The organism is Candidatus Pelagibacter sp. HIMB1483 (assembly GCF_052048135.1).
In the GTDB taxonomy this organism is placed as follows: Bacteria; Pseudomonadota; Alphaproteobacteria; order Pelagibacterales; family Pelagibacteraceae; genus Pelagibacter.
In genome coordinates, this window is record NZ_JBNAIM010000002.1 from 449,873 (window position 1) to 466,249 (window position 16,377).

At 25.8% G+C, this 16,377-nt stretch carries 17 protein-coding genes; 4 read left to right on the top strand and 13 right to left on the bottom strand.

Translation table 11 applies throughout. The features are described from left to right. Nucleotides 1-6: 6 nt before the first annotated feature. The 8 genes from ACTTAV_RS03020 to rpsF form a co-directional block, all read right to left on the bottom strand. Nucleotides 7-564, bottom strand: coding sequence for an HD domain-containing protein (locus ACTTAV_RS03020; protein ID WP_440670112.1), 558 nt, complete (start codon nucleotides 562-564; stop codon nucleotides 7-9). Next, nucleotides 565-2,046 carry an amidophosphoribosyltransferase gene (purF, locus tag ACTTAV_RS03025; protein WP_440670113.1) on the bottom strand — a complete coding sequence of 494 codons (1,482 nt, stop codon included), beginning with the start codon at nucleotides 2,044-2,046 and terminating at the stop codon, nucleotides 565-567. Continuing rightward, nucleotides 2,000-2,545, bottom strand: coding sequence for a CvpA family protein (locus ACTTAV_RS03030; RefSeq protein ID WP_440670115.1), 546 nt, complete (start codon nucleotides 2,543-2,545; stop codon nucleotides 2,000-2,002). The genes purF and ACTTAV_RS03030 overlap by 47 nt, the downstream gene beginning before the upstream one ends. Then, nucleotides 2,546-4,930: an efflux RND transporter permease subunit gene (locus ACTTAV_RS03035; RefSeq protein WP_440670116.1), complete on the bottom strand. Its 2,385-nt coding sequence runs from the start codon at nucleotides 4,928-4,930 to the stop codon at nucleotides 2,546-2,548. 21 nt (nucleotides 4,931-4,951) lie between these two features. Further along, a complete protein-coding gene (locus ACTTAV_RS03040; RefSeq protein ID WP_440670118.1) occupies nucleotides 4,952-6,367 on the bottom strand; it encodes a replicative DNA helicase in 1,416 nt (471 codons plus the stop codon). Between the two features lie 67 nt (nucleotides 6,368-6,434). Further along, nucleotides 6,435-6,893 (bottom strand): 50S ribosomal protein L9, encoded by a 459-nt coding sequence (gene rplI, locus ACTTAV_RS03045; RefSeq protein ID WP_440670119.1) that lies wholly within the window; start codon nucleotides 6,891-6,893, stop codon nucleotides 6,435-6,437. A 1-nt stretch (nucleotide 6,894) separates the two neighbouring features. Next, a complete protein-coding gene (rpsR, locus tag ACTTAV_RS03050) occupies nucleotides 6,895-7,167 on the bottom strand; it encodes a 30S ribosomal protein S18 (RefSeq protein WP_440670121.1) in 273 nt (90 codons plus the stop codon). A 2-nt stretch (nucleotides 7,168-7,169) separates the two neighbouring features. Then, a complete protein-coding gene (rpsF, locus tag ACTTAV_RS03055; RefSeq protein ID WP_440670122.1) occupies nucleotides 7,170-7,523 on the bottom strand; it encodes a 30S ribosomal protein S6 in 354 nt (117 codons plus the stop codon). An 86-nt stretch (nucleotides 7,524-7,609) separates the two neighbouring features. Here rpsF and fabD point away from each other — a divergent pair, with 86 nt between their 5' ends. From fabD to gmk, 4 genes are read left to right on the top strand one after another with little or no spacing between them, the layout of a single operon-like run. Beyond that, nucleotides 7,610-8,536, top strand: coding sequence for an ACP S-malonyltransferase (gene fabD, locus ACTTAV_RS03060; protein ID WP_440670123.1), 927 nt, complete (start codon nucleotides 7,610-7,612; stop codon nucleotides 8,534-8,536). Further along, the gene (gene fabG / locus ACTTAV_RS03065; protein WP_440670124.1) at nucleotides 8,533-9,270 is read left to right on the top strand and encodes a 3-oxoacyl-ACP reductase FabG; all 738 of its coding nucleotides are present in this window, start codon (nucleotides 8,533-8,535) and stop codon (nucleotides 9,268-9,270) included. The genes fabD and fabG overlap by 4 nt, the downstream gene beginning before the upstream one ends. A 49-nt stretch (nucleotides 9,271-9,319) precedes the next feature. Further along, a complete protein-coding gene (locus ACTTAV_RS03070; RefSeq protein WP_008544320.1) occupies nucleotides 9,320-9,559 on the top strand; it encodes an acyl carrier protein in 240 nt (79 codons plus the stop codon). Nucleotides 9,560-9,567: 8 nt separating this feature from the next. Beyond that, entirely contained in the window at nucleotides 9,568-10,200 is a 633-nt protein-coding gene (gene gmk, locus ACTTAV_RS03075; RefSeq protein ID WP_440670126.1) for a guanylate kinase, read from the top strand. On the opposite strand, the gene rsmA is transcribed toward gmk, so the two are convergent. The 5 genes from rsmA to ACTTAV_RS03100 are packed head-to-tail and all read right to left on the bottom strand — an operon-like array spanning nucleotide 10,195 to nucleotide 16,373. Next, nucleotides 10,195-10,974 carry a 16S rRNA (adenine(1518)-N(6)/adenine(1519)-N(6))-dimethyltransferase RsmA gene (gene rsmA / locus ACTTAV_RS03080; protein ID WP_440670127.1) on the bottom strand — a complete coding sequence of 260 codons (780 nt, stop codon included), beginning with the start codon at nucleotides 10,972-10,974 and terminating at the stop codon, nucleotides 10,195-10,197. The genes gmk and rsmA overlap by 6 nt on opposite strands. Then, nucleotides 10,971-11,939, bottom strand: coding sequence for a 4-hydroxythreonine-4-phosphate dehydrogenase PdxA (locus ACTTAV_RS03085; protein WP_440670129.1), 969 nt, complete (start codon nucleotides 11,937-11,939; stop codon nucleotides 10,971-10,973). The genes rsmA and ACTTAV_RS03085 overlap by 4 nt, the downstream gene beginning before the upstream one ends. Continuing rightward, complete coding sequence (locus tag ACTTAV_RS03090) at nucleotides 11,929-12,873, bottom strand: peptidylprolyl isomerase (protein WP_440670130.1); 945 nt, start codon at nucleotides 12,871-12,873, stop codon at nucleotides 11,929-11,931. The genes ACTTAV_RS03085 and ACTTAV_RS03090 overlap by 11 nt, the downstream gene beginning before the upstream one ends. Nucleotides 12,874-12,877: 4 nt before the next feature. Beyond that, nucleotides 12,878-15,310, bottom strand: coding sequence for an LPS-assembly protein LptD (locus tag ACTTAV_RS03095; protein ID WP_440670131.1), 2,433 nt, complete (start codon nucleotides 15,308-15,310; stop codon nucleotides 12,878-12,880). Continuing rightward, entirely contained in the window at nucleotides 15,300-16,373 is a 1,074-nt protein-coding gene (locus tag ACTTAV_RS03100; RefSeq protein WP_440670133.1) for an LptF/LptG family permease, read from the bottom strand. Before ACTTAV_RS03100 ends, ACTTAV_RS03095 begins: the two co-directional genes overlap by 11 nt. Nucleotides 16,374-16,377: the final 4 nt, after the last annotated feature.

Sequence of the window (16,377 nt, forward strand, 5' to 3'; positions counted from 1 at the left end):
TGTTATTTAAAGTAAAGAGTAAGGTTTTCTTGAGAAAATTCTCTTTACCATCGGAGAAAAGTCTTCAAGTGTCATACTTTTATAATTTGGATCAAATGATGCTTGATCCCATTTTTCACAAAAGTTAACAGCATCATTGTAGTATTCATGATCTTTATATTTATCTCTTTGATTTTTATTTTTACCTAAATGATGAGCATAATAGTACATTTGAAATTCTCCATGTTTCTCTATTATCCAGTGGGTTTTTTTACTCACATAGGGTTTCAAGACAGCTGCGGCATATTCAGAGTGATTTAAAGGAGCTAGCTCATCACCTATATCATGTAGCAAAGCTGCAACAACCATCTCTTCATCGGCCTTATCTTTATATGCTCTTGTTGCTGTTTGAAGAGAATGTTCAAGTCTTGATATTTTATATCCTTCCAAGGTAGCTGTAAGACCTTTCATAAAATTCAAAATTCTATCAGCTGTTCCATTAATGTATTCTTGTTCATATTTATCTAGCAATAGATATTCATCTTTTGTGCCTGATTTCATTTCTGTAAAATTAACTGTTTTCATTTAGTTATTTGAAGCAGTACTTAATAAAGATAGTTGAGTAATTTTATTATCACCAAGTTCATCAATTGGTTTTACCGGATAATCTCCTGTAAAATAATGATCAGTTAATTGGGGATAACTTTCGTTTCTTTTCTCAAACCCGATAGCTCTATACATTCCGTCTATTGATAAAAACTTTAAAGATTTTGCCCCTATATATTCACATATCTCATCATTGGTTTTATTTGCAGCTAACAATTCTTTTTTAGTCGGAGTATCCACTCCATAGAAATCAGGATATTTAATCTCTGGGCAAGCAATTTTTACATGAACTTCTTTTGCTCCAGCATCATAAAGCATTTTTACAATTTTATAAGATGTAGTTCCTCTAACTAAAGAGTCGTCAATAAGAATTATTTTTTTATTTTTAATAGCTGATTGATTTGCATTTAATTTTAATTTCACTCCTAAACTCCTGATTTTTTGACTAGGTTCAATAAAAGTTCTACCTACATAATGATTACGCACTAATCCTAGCTCAAAATTCATACCTAAATGTTGAGCAAAACCTAATGCTGCTGCATTACCTGAGTCTGGAACTGGAACAATAATATCTGCATCTATATCATTTTCTTTAGCAAGTTCAGCTCCAAGACTTTTACGATGTTCATAGGCTGTTTTGCCATCAAGAATACTGTCAGGCCTTGCAAAATATATATATTCAAAAACACAAGGTCTAACTTTTTTTTTCGGAAAAGGTTTAATACTTTCTAATTTATCATTTTCAATAAGCACAATCTCTCCATTCTCAACTTCTCTAATAAATTTTGCTCCAATTATATCTAAAGCGCATGTTTCCGATGCTAAAACATAACTATTTTTCAATTTTCCAATTACTAGCGGTCTGATACCAAATGGATCTCTAACTCCAATTAATGATCTTTGAGTTAGCATTACTAAAGCATATCCACCTTGTATTTGAAATATAGCATCAACAATTTTATCTATAGTTTTTGTTCTTTTTGATTTTGCAATTAGTTGCACAATTGTTTCTGTATCGGATGTTGTGTAAAAAATTGCACCTTCTTCAACTAATTTTTTTCTTAAAAAAATTGAATTTGTTAAATTTCCATTATGTGCTACTCCTATACCACCAGCATTTGTGTCAGCAAAAAAAGGTTGAATATTTCTTAAAGTATTTTCACCTGTTGTACTATATCGATTATGTCCTATGGCATAATCTCCCTGAAGTTTTTTTAGAATTTTTTCTTTGTTGAAGTTATCGCCAACCAACCCAAATCTTTTTTCAGAAAAATATTGTTTTCCATCAAATGTAACTATACCACAGCCTTCTTGTCCACGATGTTGAAGGGCATGAAGACCTAACGCAGTTAATGCTGAGGCATCTTTAGCATTACTAATGCCAAATATACCACATTCTTCTTTAAGCTTTGGATTAAAGATCTTCAATTTTTTCTTTTGAGTCTTTATAAGTTTTTTCATTAGGAAATTCTTTCAATAAATAATTACTACCTTTTTCTAAATATGGGAAGATGAATGATCTATCTAAATTTATTGGCCATTTGTCATGATTATAGACTATATGAGCACCAGAAAAGATGCATATAGAGATGATATATGCCCTTATGAAACCAAAAAAGAATCCAAATACAGTATCTAAACTACCTAGACCAGTATAATTGATGGCTTTACTTATACCTTTATTAACCATTAAAACGAGAAATATAACTACAATAAATATTGCAATTCCAAGACTAATGTCGAGAACATACTCATTATCAATAATGTCTTTTAAATAAGGTTTTATTTTAGGAAATATTAAAAGAGTTATTATGTAGGCCACTAGCCATTTCGCCATTGAAAGAATGCTTAAAACAAAACCCTTTTTATAACATTTAATTAATGACAATATTGTTATGATTATATAAATCAAATCAATAATTGAAGTAGCTTCATAAAAATTTACAAAGACATCCTGCATTTAAATATCTTTAAATGGTTTTATAAATAATATTAAGGAGGGGAGCAAGGTTAATACTGAAATCATTGCTAGTAACATTGCTAATCCAGTAAAAATACCAAAATAAATTGTTGGTATAAATTTTGATAAAACTAATATTGAAAAACCAAAAACAATTGTGATTGATGTATTCAAAATTGCTTTCCCAACAGTTGAATGACACAACACTAAAGTTTTCTTATAATCTTTTGAATTATCAAACTCTTCTTTGAATCTATAAATATAATGAATGCTATTGTCGACCGCAATGCCAATTGTAATTGCAGCAATAGTTATTGTCATCATATCTAAAGGAATACCAAGTAATCCAATAACTCCCAAAATAAAAAAAGCAGCAATAAAATTTGGAACTACACCAATTAAAGAAAGTTTAATATTCTTAAAAAGAACTAAAAACATTCCAAATATACCCACCATTACTAAACCTAAAGTAAGAATTTGTGATTTAAAGAGGCTTTGAAGGAGGTTATTAAATAAAATTAAAACACCAGCTAACTTAAAGTCTTTTTCTTCAATACCTAATTTATTTTTAAGATCATAATTTATCTTATTGATTAATTCATTTCTCCTTAAATTATCTTGTGAGTCTATTATTCTTAAATTAATTCTTGCCTCATTATCTTTTATAGAAATATATGGATCAATTATTTCTGTTTTTATACTTTCAGGTATTTTAGAATAAAGCACACCCATTTCTAAAGTTCCTAAAGGCTTATTATTATTAAGCATCGTAGCAACATCAATTATTGATGAAAATGATAAAACTTTTCCAACTTGCGGTAAACTATCAAGATAGTTATGCACTAAGGAAATTCTGTCGATTTTATCCTTTGTAAACCAATATTTATCATCATCTTTATTTTCCCCGGTATCCCAATCTTCAAAGTCATCATCAGTTTCTTGATTTTTATTTTTTGGAAATTTTAAAATCACTTCAAGAGGCGTTGTGCCACCTAATTTTTCATCTATTAGTTTCATCCCCTTATAAATTTCAGTTTTTTTACTAAAATAATTAATAAAGCTATTCTCTACTTCTAGACGACTTATACCAATTAGACTAAGTAAAATTACTATAATTGTTACAGTGAAAATTGTTTTATGATTTTTCAAGGATATTTCCGCAAAAAAAGATGTAATTTTTGAATCACCATATTTTTTTTGTGAAATATTTTCTTTAGGTGCAAAATTTATTAATGATGGCAGTAAAGTAAAAGTAATTAAAAATGATGTAACCAAACCCAAAGTCATCATCCAGCCAAAATCAATGATTGGCTTAATTTCACTAAAAATTAATGATAGAAAAGCAATTATTGTTGTTAGAGCAGTATATAAAATTGGCCAAAACATTTTACGTGTTGTTAAAACTAATAATTCTTCAGTTTTTTTATCTGGATGATATTCTTTGATTTGTAAAAATCTTGTGCTCATATGAATGTTCATAGCCATAGTTAAGATTAACATTAAGGCAATAAAGTTTGAGGAAATAACAGTTACTTTCCACCCTAATAAACCCAATAATCCTGTCATAATTATTACTGAAAAAAAACAGCTACTTATTGGAACTATAATCCAAATCAATCTTCTAAAAACAAACCACAAAGTTCCAATAATAAATAAAAAAACTCCTATTCCAAAAACAATGATGTCACTTTTTATAAATGTCATCATGTCATCAGCTATCATTGGAATCCCACCTAAATGTATTTTTCCTACATTTTCATAGCTTTTAATAACATCTCTTATTTCAAGAATATTTTGATGATTTTGTTTTTTGATCTCATCCTTGTAAGCTTCTATTTCTTTTGTTGTTTTATTCAAAATATCTTCCAGCTCTCTGTCTTTTTTTATGTTTACAATTATTCCACTAGTTTTAGCGTCTTCACTGATAACGAAGTTTCTAAAAACTGGGCTACTTAGAATTTCATTAAATCCTCTATCTCTATCGATTTCTTCATCTTTTAAAGTTTTGAAATTTTCAAGTCTTTCCTGTAAAGGAGCATCAGAACTATTCAATAATGGAATATCTAAAAGTGTAACAACACTATGAACCCAATCTAAACTTTGTATTTTATATTTTAAACTTAAAAGATTATTGATTGAGGCATCTGAAATCATCCCTTCTTTTGGAGTATATGTAAGAATTAAGAATTCCTTAGACCCATATCGCTCTGTAATTTCTTTCAAATATTTTAAATCAGGATCACCATCAATTAGCAAAGTATCAGATGAAGCATCTAATTTGAAATCTTTAGAATAATAACCAAAAGTCAATAAAGTAATTAGCAAAATTACAAAAATAGACCTAGGATTTTTAAGGATTATGTTTTGATAAAATTGGGCAATCATTTAACCCTTTTATATTGGAATTTAGTTGTTTTGAGTATCTTTAAATTTGGTAAACATCGCCTCAAACTCAAGAGTGACATTCCCCGTTGGACCATGTCTTTGTTTACCAATAATTATTTCTGCTAAATTTGAAATTTCATTCATTTTTGCTTGCCATTCTGCATGTTCAACAGTCGCAGGTCTAGGTTCTTTTCTTTCTAAATAATATGCCTCTCTATAAACAAACATAACAACATCTGCATCCTGTTCAATTGAACCTGACTCTCTTAAATCAGATAATTGAGGTTTTTTATCATCTCTCTGTTCAACAGCTCTAGAAAGTTGTGAAAGTGCTAGAACTGGTACACCAAGTTCTTTGGCAATAGCTTTTAATCCTTGTGTAATTTCTGAAATTTCCTGAACTCTCCCATCTTTATTATTAAAAGTTCCTTTCATAAGCTGAATGTAGTCTACTACAATCATATCTAAGCCAAATCTTCTTTTAATTCTTCTTGCTCTATTGCTCATTGCGGCAATGCTTATAGCTGGTGTTTCATCAATATATAAAGGTAGTTCTGCAATATTTTTTGAAGTTTCTATAAATTTATCAAATTGCTCATCTGAGATTTTACCTCTTCTTATGTCATTTGATTTAATTCTTGATTGTTCAGCTAGTATTCTAGTTGAAAGTTGTTCTGAGGACATTTCTAGTGAAAAAAAAGCTATTGAAGATTTTTTTCCTCTGTCTTGTAGTTTTTGAGCTGCATTGAATGCTATATTTGTTGCTAATGCAGTTTTTCCCATAGAAGGCCTTCCTGCTATGATGATCAAATCTGATTGATGAAGTCCACCCAATCTATCATCCAAATCTCTAAGACCTGTTGGTACTCCCACGATACCTTCTTCATTTTTATAAGCAGCTGAAGCCATTTCAATTGTTTGTTTGATAGCTTCGTCGAATTTAATTAAGGAACTAGAGGTACCTTTTTCTGCTAATTCAAATAACAATTTTTCTTGTCTTTCTATAATATTTTGACCATTTGTGTTTAAGTCATTTAATTTAGCAGTATCAATTGTTTGTTCAGAAATTTTTATTAATTCTCTCCTTACAAACATATCATATATGATCTTGGAATATTCAGTTGCCTGTCTTACAGATGTTGAAAATTTTGTAATTTTAACTAAATATTCAGGGACATTTAATTCATCTTTTTCATTTTCAAAATAGTTTTTTAAAGTAATTGGATTAGCAAGCATTCCTTTGTAGATTAAATTTTCAATTGCTTCGAAGATTTTTTGATGCATTGGATCAAAAAAATTTTTACTTGATATTATAGTATTTAAGTCATCAAAAATTTCATTATTAACTAGAATTGATCCAATGACAGATTGTTCTGCTTCAATATTATTTGGTAATTCTTTGAATTGATCTTTAACTAAACTTAGGTTATTTTCCATTTTAAGAATTTATATAAATTTAAGGAAAAATAAATTCTTAATATTGATTGGGGAAAAAATTGTATAATTATCCAATAGTTTCTGCAGACTCAACTACAATATGTATTTCTGCATCAATCTCTGAATGTAAAGAAATCTTTACTTTAAATTTTCCTAATGACTTAATTTCTTTTATTGGCTGTATCATTGATGGTTTAATTTCCAATTTTTCTATTTCTTGAATAAGTTTTGAAATTTCTGTTGGCTTAACAGAGCCATATAATTCTTTGTTTTCAGTGCTAAGTTTTTTTACTTTGTATTCTTTTTTATTAATCTTTTCAGCAATTTTTTTTGCTTCTAATTTTTTTTCGTTATCTTTTTTAGATAACTGAGATTTAATTTTTTCTACTTCTTTTATATTGTTTTTCGAAGCGTATAATGCTTTTTTATTAGCAATTAAAAAGTTTCTTGCAAAACCTCTTTTAACATCTATTACCTCACCTATAGATCCAATTCTTTTTAAATTTTCCAATAAGATAACTTTCATTTTATAATAGGGCGAGATTTCTAGCTCTTTTTATAGATAAAGACAATTCTCTCTGTTTTTTTTGACTAACGTTTGTAATTCTTGAGGGTAGTATTTTTCCATTTTCTGATACGTATCTTTTAAGTAGTTTAATATTTTTATAGTCAATTTTTGGGGCTCCTTTGACTGATAAAGGACAACTTTTTTTAAATTTATATTTATTTGGTTGAAAAATACTTAATTTAGCAAAATTGCTTTGTTTTCCTCTTTTATTCCCACTTTGTCTCTTTGGCATATTTAATTTTTAGTACTTTCTTTTTTTTCAGACTCTTCTTTTCTTGAAAAATAATTAGAGTCTAAATCAAACTCTTTGACTCTTACTGTTAAATATCTCAATAATTTTTTATCGATTGCTTCATTTTTTTCCAATTCATCAATTACATTGCCTTTACCTTTAATTTTAAAGTGTATGTAACTTCCTTTCTTATTCTTTTTAATCAAATAAGATAAATTTAAAAGACCCCAATTTTCTGTTTTAATTACTTCACCATTATTCTTTTCTACAATTTTAGAATATTTTTCTGTTAGTTGCTTGATTTCACTAGGCGAAGTATCTTGCCTTGCTATAATTGTGTGTTCGTATAAATTCATTTAAGTTCTTTAATAAAATGTGAGGATATACTATTATAACCCTTATTTATCAATAGCAAAAAGTATAAAAAAAAGGTTTTTTTTAGATGTTTTCAGTAATTTTTCCCGGTCAAGGTTCCCAATCAATTGGCATGGGAAAAGAATTTTTTGAAAAATATAGTTTAGTAAAAAATTTATTTAAAGAAGCTGACGAATCTTTAGGAATTTCTTTATCTAAAATTATTTTAGAGGGACCTAAAGAAGAGTTAGATTTAACAATCAATACTCAACCAGCAATTTTTTTGGTTAGTTATTCTATATTTCAGGTTATGAAAACAGAATTTAATATAAACTTAAATGAAGCAAAATACTTTGCAGGCCATTCATTGGGTGAATATTCAGCATTATCATCTGCAAATTATTTGAATTTTTCAGATACAATTAAACTTTTGAGAGCAAGGGGAGAGTCTATGCAAAATGCAGTGCCTAAAGGAGAAGGTGGAATGTTAGCTGTTTTGGGCTCAAAAGTTGAAGTTATAGAAAATATTTTAAAAGAAAATGAAAAAGATTTTACAGTTGAAATTGCTAACGATAACTCTGAAGGGCAGATTGTATTAAGTGGAAAAAATAATGATTTAACTAGATTAATCCCATTATTAAAAATACAAAATATCAAAAATATAAAATTACCAGTAAGTGCGCCATTTCATTGTAAACTTATGAAAAAATCGACCGAAATAATGAAAAAAAAAATTGAAGAAATGAATTTCCAAGAATCTAAAAATAAATTAATTTCAAATGTGACTGCAAAAGAAATTATCAATCAAGAAGAATTAAAGAAACTACTAATAGAACAGATAGAAAGTAGAGTGAGATGGAGAGAAAGTGTTGTTAACATGATTAGCAAAGGAGTTGATCACTTCATTGAAATTGGACCTGGAAAAGTATTGTCAGGACTTATAAAAAGAATAGATAAGAATGTAAAAATAAATACAATAAATAACGATAGTGATATAAAAGATTTAAAAATATGATTAACCTTAATAAAAAAAAAATAATAATTACAGGTGCATCTGGTGGAATTGGCAATTCAATAGTAAAAAAATTAAGTGATTTCGGAGCAAATATACTTGCAACAGGAACTAAAATTGAAAAATTAGAGGAACTTAAATCAAAATATAAAAATATTAATATTATAAAATTTGACATTTCCCAAAGTGATAAAATTGAAGAATTTATTGATAATGCAACTAATGAACTTGGTGGGAATTTAGATTGTATTATAAATAATGCTGGTTTGACTCAAGATAATTTAGCAATTCGGATGAGTTTAGAAGAGTGGAGAAAAGTAATAGATATTAATTTAACCTCAACATTTTTGTTAAGTAAATTTGCAATAAAAAAAATGTTAAAAAATAAGTCTGGCAAGATAGTGAATATCACTTCTGTAGTAGGACACACAGGTAATTTAGGACAAACAAATTATACTGCATCAAAAGCTGGTATTGTGGCGATGTCAAAAAGTTTAGCAATTGAATACGCAAAAAAAAATATAAATATTAACTGTATTTCGCCTGGTTTTATTAAAACTGCTATGACAGATAAAATAGATGAAAAATTTAAAGAATTAATAATATCAAAAATACCCTCTGCAAGATTAGGTGAACCTGATGATGTCGCTAATGCAGTTCTTTTCTTGGCTTCTGATCAATCTAATTATATTAATGGGGAGACAATACATGTTAATGGGGGCATGTATATGGCTTGACAAAACAAGTATTTAAACTATTAAGAATTTTATAACAAAAAGGATGAATATGTCAGAAGATGTTTCAAGCAAGGTTAAAAAGATAGTAGCAGATCACCTAGGTATAGATGAGGCAAAAGTTACTGAAGAGTCTAGTTTTATAGATGATTTAGGTGCTGATAGTCTAGATACAGTTGAATTAGTAATGGCTTTCGAAGAAGAATTTGGATCAGAAATTTCTGATAGTGAAGCTGAGAAAATTTTAACAGTAGGTGATGCTGTAAAATTTATTGAAGGAAAAGCAAATTAACTTTTTTCATGCCCACAGATAAGGATGGGGTAATGATTATTTTATCATCTCCTTCTGGAGCTGGTAAAACAACTTTAGTTAATTTACTGTCTAAATTAAATAATTTTGAAATTTCAATTTCACATACTACCCGACAGCCAAGACATAATGAAGTTCCGAACAAAGACTATTATTTTGTTGATGAAACTGAATTTAAAAGGCTAATTAATAATCAGGAATTTTTAGAGTATGCTAAAGTTTTTAATAATTTTTACGGATCAACAAGAACTCCTGTAATAAATAATTTAAGTAAAGGAAAAAACGTTCTTTTTGATATTGATTGGCAAGGAGCTGATCAAATAAAAAATAACAAATTAGACTATAAATTAATTACTTTTTTTATTTTACCTCCAAGTAAAGAGGTATTATTTGATAGATTGTCTAATAGAGATATGAAAGATAAATTAATAGCAGATGAGAGAATGAAACAATTTGGACGTGATGTTTTACACTGGATAAATTATGATTATGTCGTAATTAACAATGATTTAGAAAAATGTTTTCAAAAGATTAAAAATTTAATTGATGCAGAAATAAATAATGGCTCAAAAGACTATGACAAGGAATATATAAGAAGTCACGTAGAAAAGCTTACCTCATAAATTTTCATATTCTTCAGTTAATTCATAATATATTTCATGACTTAAATTTTGAGGTCTTAAATTCAAATCAATATTTAATTTCTTAGCAATTTCAAAATTTCCATTGAATAATTGATTGTATGGTTTTTTTAACATTTTCCTTCGTTGATTAAAAAAAACTTTGGTAATTGTCTCTAAATTTTTGGAATTTTTTATATTATGGAATTTTTTTTTTGGTTTAAAAATCAATAAAGAACTATCAATTTTAGGTTTTGGAAAAAAACTACTAGGTTTGATGTCACAAATTTTTTTTATATCTAATTTCCAATTTGCTAATACAGACAACCTTCCATAATTAGATGTGTTAGTCTCTGAAACGATTCTATTAGCAACTTCTTTTTGAAACATTAAAACCAGACTATCAAACCAAAAATAGTTTCTATCTAAATTTAAAATCCATTTACATAATATTTCAGTAGATATATTATATGGAAGATTTCCAAATACAGTTAATTTTTCTTTACAAATTTTTTTTTCATTAATTCTCAATATATCATCATTTATAATTGTCTGATCTTTAAATTTATTTATTAAAATAGATATTAAATTTTTATCTTTTTCTATTAAAAAAATTTTTTTTGGATTTTTTTTTAAGATGTATGAAGTAAGATTACCAGTTCCAGGTCCAACCTCAAGAATTGATTTACCATCAATTTTTGTCACACTGACTATTTTAGCTAATATATTTTTATCATTTAAAAAGTTTTGTCCTAAACTTTTCTTTGGTTTAATCACTTTTGTTGATCCAAAAAAGTTAAAGCTTTAATCAAACTTTGTGGATTTGATAAATTTTTTCCAAGCATGGTTTCATTTGGGCCATGATCTGGTGAAACTCTAAGGTAAGGAAGACCCAAAGTAATATTAATAGCGTCATATTCAAATAATGTTTTAATTGGCGTTAAAACTTGATCATGATACATTCCAACTATTACATCATATTTTTTTCTGTTTTTTTTTAAGAAAATTGTATCAGCTGCATAAGGCCCAAAAACTTTATATTTAGATTTAGATAAATATTTGATTGCAGGCTTTATTATTTTTTCATCTTCATCAAATGGATGAATACTTTCACAATGTGGATTGAGACCAACAACTCCTATTTTCGGTGTTATTTTAAGGTAGTTTTTGTAGAAGCTGTCTATAAGTGTTATCTTTTCAATTAACATTTTTTTTGAAATTTTTTTTGAAACTTCTTTTAAAGGTAAATGAGTTGTTAAAGGACATACAGATAGTTCGTTATTGTATATTAACATGGCAAATTTTTTAGATTTTGATTTATTAGCTAAATATTCTGTTATTCCTAAAAACTTTTTATTTAAAAAGAATTTTTTAGAAATTGGACCGTTTATAAATTTATTTGAAAAATTTTTTTTTAAAATTTTTAATGCTAAATTAAAAGATTCTTTTATGTAATCATTTGACTTATGTGAAATTTTTTCAAATGGTTTTGATTGTTTATAATTTACATTAATTAAATTGATGTATCTATAATCAAATTTATACTCATCTAATTTAAAAAAATCTATTAATCTTATTTTTTTTTTTATATTTAATCTTTTCATTTGAAGTTTTAGTATTTCAAATGAGGCAATTAAAATTATGGGGCTTCTAAATTTTTTATATCTTATAGCTTTAAAATATATTTCAAAAAAAATACTATTTGGTTCACCCGCTACAATAATTATTGGCTTATAAGTCATCAAAAATTAAGTCTTTTTTAATCTTATTAAAATAATTATTAGAAAGTTGATTTAGTTGTTCGTTTGTTTTAAACATAATCGCTTCTTGAATTTTTTTATCTAAGTCAAATTCAATCTCGTATTCTTTTATGTCTTCAACTTTAATAATCAAAAATCCTGCTGATGTTCTAATTGGTTTAGAATATTGACCTATTTCTAATTTGTTAATTTCATTTTTAATTACATTATTTAGATTATCTACTTTTACCCATCCAATAAATCCACCAACTGATGCAGTGTCAGATATACTATTGATTAAAGCTGCATTCTTAAATCCTGTTTGTTCTATATCCAAAATAATTTTTTCATATTTTGTATTAAATTCAGATTTTTTATTTATATCAAAAACAATTTCTGAAAGAGATAATTCTCTTTGCAATTTTTTTTCAGAATTTTTTAATATTTCCTTTCTGATCTGATCTTTATTGATAATTACTTTTGAATTAAATTTTTGAAAAATTATATCATTCCAAATTAATTCAATAGCAATTTTTTCTTTTGCATTTTTAACATCAAGATTGTTACTTTTTAAAAATTCATTAAAACTATCTAGAGAATTTATACCTAACTTTGAATATTTATCTTTTATAAATTTCAAGAGAAATTTATCTTCTATTTTAACCTCCTCAACATAATTCATTATCTCTATTTTTTTAATTTTTTCTCTTATGATTGTGTTTTTTGAAATTTCTAATAAATCTTTTTCATTAAGATTATTTATTTCAGGATTAAAAATTTTAAGAAATTTAATCTCCTCATAAATATCAATTGTTGTAATTATTTCATTATTAACTTTAAAAAGTATTTTATTTTCAAATGACTCTAAGCTTTTAGAATTAATTATTATAAATAAACAAATTATTAATAAATTTTTTAATTTATTTAACATTTTCATAAAATTAATTAGCAACTTTTTGTTCAATGGATGTGAGAGGAATTAAGGTAATACTTAACATAAAATCCTCAGTTGGTTTTAAATCTCTATCATTATAGTATGTCTTGTTATATTTAATACCAGCAACTAAACAATCGTTTTTGTATTCATAGATTAAATCATAATATTCAGTTAAATCTATTTCTCTATTCTTTCTAGTTCTAAATGTAATAAAATTTTTATCGTCAAAATTAAAACTTGTTGTATTTTCTAAAATGTTTGAACTTCCAATAGCTCCATTTTCTTCTATAAAATTAAATGTGGTTAAAAAATTATTTTTTGAGATTGATGCGCCTAAAGAATTGTATTGAAAATGTTTTAAATTATTGTCTATTGAGAATTCATAATTAAGTTTAATATTTTCATTAAAATTATTTGTTACTTTTCCAAAGTAATTTGAATTTTTTTGGTCTAATGTGCTATTTGACGGAATATTCTTATTTGACTTAGTTCTTAGAACAGTTGCAAGACTAAATTCAAAATATTTGTTGATATCATTTAATTTCTCTTTTTTATAATCTATTCCCAAAGTAAGATTTTGCCCTGATTCAATAGTGTCTATTAAACCCAATCTATCTATATTAAATATATTATCATTATTTATTCTTCTATTTTCGGTAATATAATTTTTCATTTCTGATGGATTAATTCTTAATGATAATCTTGTATTTATAAGATTTACATAGTTTTCATCTATTTTAGTAAGTGGGTAACTCGATTGCATTTCAAGCATATTCATAATTTTTAGATGGGGACTTGAGTCATATTCTAAATTGTTCTTACCAGCTGTGATCGTATTTTTTAAATAATAATTAAAATTATTCTTAAAACCATTTTTTGTGATAAAATCATAACTTTGGATATTAAGATTATTAATCATTCTTGATCTTAAACTATTAGTGTCTTTTAAAATATTATCTCCGTGAGAAAGAAAATTAAATGAACCGAAATTACTATCGTTAAAAAAAACTTTTGAAAAGTTATAATAAGGCAAAACATATTGATAACGATCTGTTTCTGCTTTTGAGAGATCTTCATATGAAATAAAGCCTGTGTCAAAAGCAAATTTTTCATGATCTAAATTTAATTTTATATCTGAAGTTAAAGTATCAAAGCTTTCAGGCTTCAAATCAGCATCAACGATATTTGTATCAAAAACCTTTAAATAAGTATCATTATTCACCTTTTGAACAGAAATATTTAATGAACTTTCTATAAAATCTTCAAAATTTAAATCTGCATCATACTTAGTAAAAAAGTGTGTAAGTGTTTTCTTTTTATTAGTTGTCTCAGCCTTGTATCCATTAACAATATTAAAATCGGTTATAAAAAAAGAATTTTTATTTTGTTGTCTATATTCATTTTGAAGCATTAATATATCCTTATCAAAAAAAGTTGGCTTAAATGTTAAATCTTTATTTTCAGAAATAACATGAAAATAGGGCACTTGAATTGATGAACCTAAAATGTTTGAATTATTAATATGTGGTACTAATAAACCTGATTGTCTTTTCACAGTTGGGCCGGGGTGAAAAAATTTTGGGAAATATAGAATTGGTATATCATAAACTTTTACTACTGCTTTGTCATAATATATCTGTTTTTTGTTCTTATCATAGGTTACTTTATCTGCCTGAATAGTCCATGGAGGACAGCTATCATTTTTTTTACAACTTGTGAAAATACCTTTGCTAATTGTGGTTATGTCATTTTTACTAGTTGAGGAGATTCCTTTGAATCTTGGATCATTATCCTTATTTCCAAAAAGGTTTTTTTTCAGTTTAATATCAATATCTTGGGCAATATAGCTTTGATCTTTTAAATTAAAAATTGCAGTTTTAAAAAAATACTTATCACTGAATGGTTGATTATATTTTGTATTTATAAAAAAATCTTCACCTTTCAAAACTTCTTCGTTAATTGAATAACTAAATCTACCTATTTCAAAAAGTGTTTGATTCTTTTTATCAATAAATGTTACATTTTTATTAGAACTAATAATTCCTTCATTCCTGTAAATTATTATATCTTCTGCTTTGAAGTTATAATTTGAGTATATTGTAGAGTTTGATTTACCTTTAATTTCAATTTTTTCACTTTTCTTAGAATAAAGAACATTTTCTGAGTATATATCATAATTATTTATTTCGTCTTTGATTCTTATATTACCACTGGCTTTAAGAATATTTTTGATCTTATCATATTCAAATTGATCGGCATCAATAGTAATACCGTCATTTGTTGTAATTTTTCCTCTTTTTTTTCCAACAATTTTATTTCCTTTATCAAGAATTTCTATTTGAGAAATATCGAAATTCAATTGATCATTACCATAAACACTAGAAAAAAATAAATTACTTAAAATTATTATAATAAAAATTGATATTTTATTTAGCATTCAAATTTCTCATGAAGATTAAATTAATTAGAGTAAAAAATAATAATGGAATAAAAATTGAGCTCAAAACACTGATTTTTTCTGAAGTGCCCAATATATAAAAAAAGTTATTTATGTAATAGATTACCACTGATAAGAATAAACCTATTGTTATCTTTAAATATTTACTTTTAAAACTTTTTGTATTGATCATAATTATCCCGGAAAAAATAAACATTAAACAAATATAAAATGGAAATGAGATCAATTTTAACAATTGAAGATCTATTTCTGTAAGAGAATAGCTCAATTTTTTATAATTTTTTCTCATTTCAAGAAGTTCTAAAAGAGAGAGTGAAGACATGTTTGAAAATAAATTTTGAATTATCTGATAATCAAAATTTGTATTGAATTTTAATTCATCAATTATTTGTTTATTATTTTGAATGTATATTTCAGCATTTTCGATGATCCATTCTTTATTGGTAATATCAATTTTTTTGCTTTTAATATTTCTTATTATTTCATAATTTTTATCAAATTCAGAAATGTATGCATCTAGAAGTTTATTTTGACTTATTAAACCGGCATTTATCATAAGAGTTTTTTCATCATGTATATCTTTAATCCATAAACCATTATTTGTAATTACAGCAAGATATTTATTGTCTTCTGTGTAGTTTGATTTCAACCCTAAATACAAATTTTTTAAATTTGATGACAAATTATAAAAAATTGAAATTATTAAAATACCTGTGAAAAAAGTAGTAACCGTTAATATAGAAAATATTTTTGAATTTTTAAGTCCTGAGTATTTAAATATATTAATTTCGTTATTATTGAACAAATTATTAAAAAAAAATTGAGTTGATATTAAAAATATAAATGGAAACATTTCAAATACAAACATTGGAGTATTTATTAAGGAAAGATAAAGTGGAAAAAAAGTATTTACCTCACTCTTTTTAAAAAACTCAAGTTCTGTAAGTAAATTAAGTATAAATATTAAAGAAAAAAATATAAAAAAAACATTAAATAATGACGATAAATAATTTTTTAATAAAAATTGTATATGTATTTTCATATTT

What these genes read in the sequence shown, in the direction of transcription:
- purF (WP_440670113.1), bottom strand. Translation starts at nt 2,046, where the DNA reads ATGAAAAAACTTATAAAGACTCAAAAGAAAAAATTGAAGATCTTTAAT.
- gmk (WP_440670126.1), top strand. Translation starts at nt 9,568, where the DNA reads ATGCCCACAGATAAGGATGGGGTAATGATTATTTTATCATCTCCTTCT.
- ACTTAV_RS03030 (WP_440670115.1), bottom strand. Translation starts at nt 2,545, where the DNA reads ATGCAGGATGTCTTTGTAAATTTTTATGAAGCTACTTCAATTATTGAT.
- ACTTAV_RS03020 (WP_440670112.1), bottom strand. Translation starts at nt 564, where the DNA reads ATGAAAACAGTTAATTTTACAGAAATGAAATCAGGCACAAAAGATGAA.
- fabG (WP_440670124.1), top strand. Translation starts at nt 8,533, where the DNA reads ATGATTAACCTTAATAAAAAAAAAATAATAATTACAGGTGCATCTGGT.
- fabD (WP_440670123.1), top strand. Translation starts at nt 7,610, where the DNA reads ATGTTTTCAGTAATTTTTCCCGGTCAAGGTTCCCAATCAATTGGCATG.
- ACTTAV_RS03040 (WP_440670118.1), bottom strand. Translation starts at nt 6,367, where the DNA reads ATGGAAAATAACCTAAGTTTAGTTAAAGATCAATTCAAAGAATTACCA.
- ACTTAV_RS03095 (WP_440670131.1), bottom strand. Translation starts at nt 15,310, where the DNA reads ATGCTAAATAAAATATCAATTTTTATTATAATAATTTTAAGTAATTTA.
- rpsR (WP_440670121.1), bottom strand. Translation starts at nt 7,167, where the DNA reads ATGCCAAAGAGACAAAGTGGGAATAAAAGAGGAAAACAAAGCAATTTT.
- ACTTAV_RS03035 (WP_440670116.1), bottom strand. Translation starts at nt 4,930, where the DNA reads ATGATTGCCCAATTTTATCAAAACATAATCCTTAAAAATCCTAGGTCT.
- ACTTAV_RS03090 (WP_440670130.1), bottom strand. Translation starts at nt 12,873, where the DNA reads ATGAAAATGTTAAATAAATTAAAAAATTTATTAATAATTTGTTTATTT.
- rpsF (WP_440670122.1), bottom strand. Translation starts at nt 7,523, where the DNA reads ATGAATTTATACGAACACACAATTATAGCAAGGCAAGATACTTCGCCT.
- ACTTAV_RS03085 (WP_440670129.1), bottom strand. Translation starts at nt 11,939, where the DNA reads ATGACTTATAAGCCAATAATTATTGTAGCGGGTGAACCAAATAGTATT.
- ACTTAV_RS03100 (WP_440670133.1), bottom strand. Translation starts at nt 16,373, where the DNA reads ATGAAAATACATATACAATTTTTATTAAAAAATTATTTATCGTCATTA.
- rplI (WP_440670119.1), bottom strand. Translation starts at nt 6,893, where the DNA reads ATGAAAGTTATCTTATTGGAAAATTTAAAAAGAATTGGATCTATAGGT.
- ACTTAV_RS03070 (WP_008544320.1), top strand. Translation starts at nt 9,320, where the DNA reads ATGTCAGAAGATGTTTCAAGCAAGGTTAAAAAGATAGTAGCAGATCAC.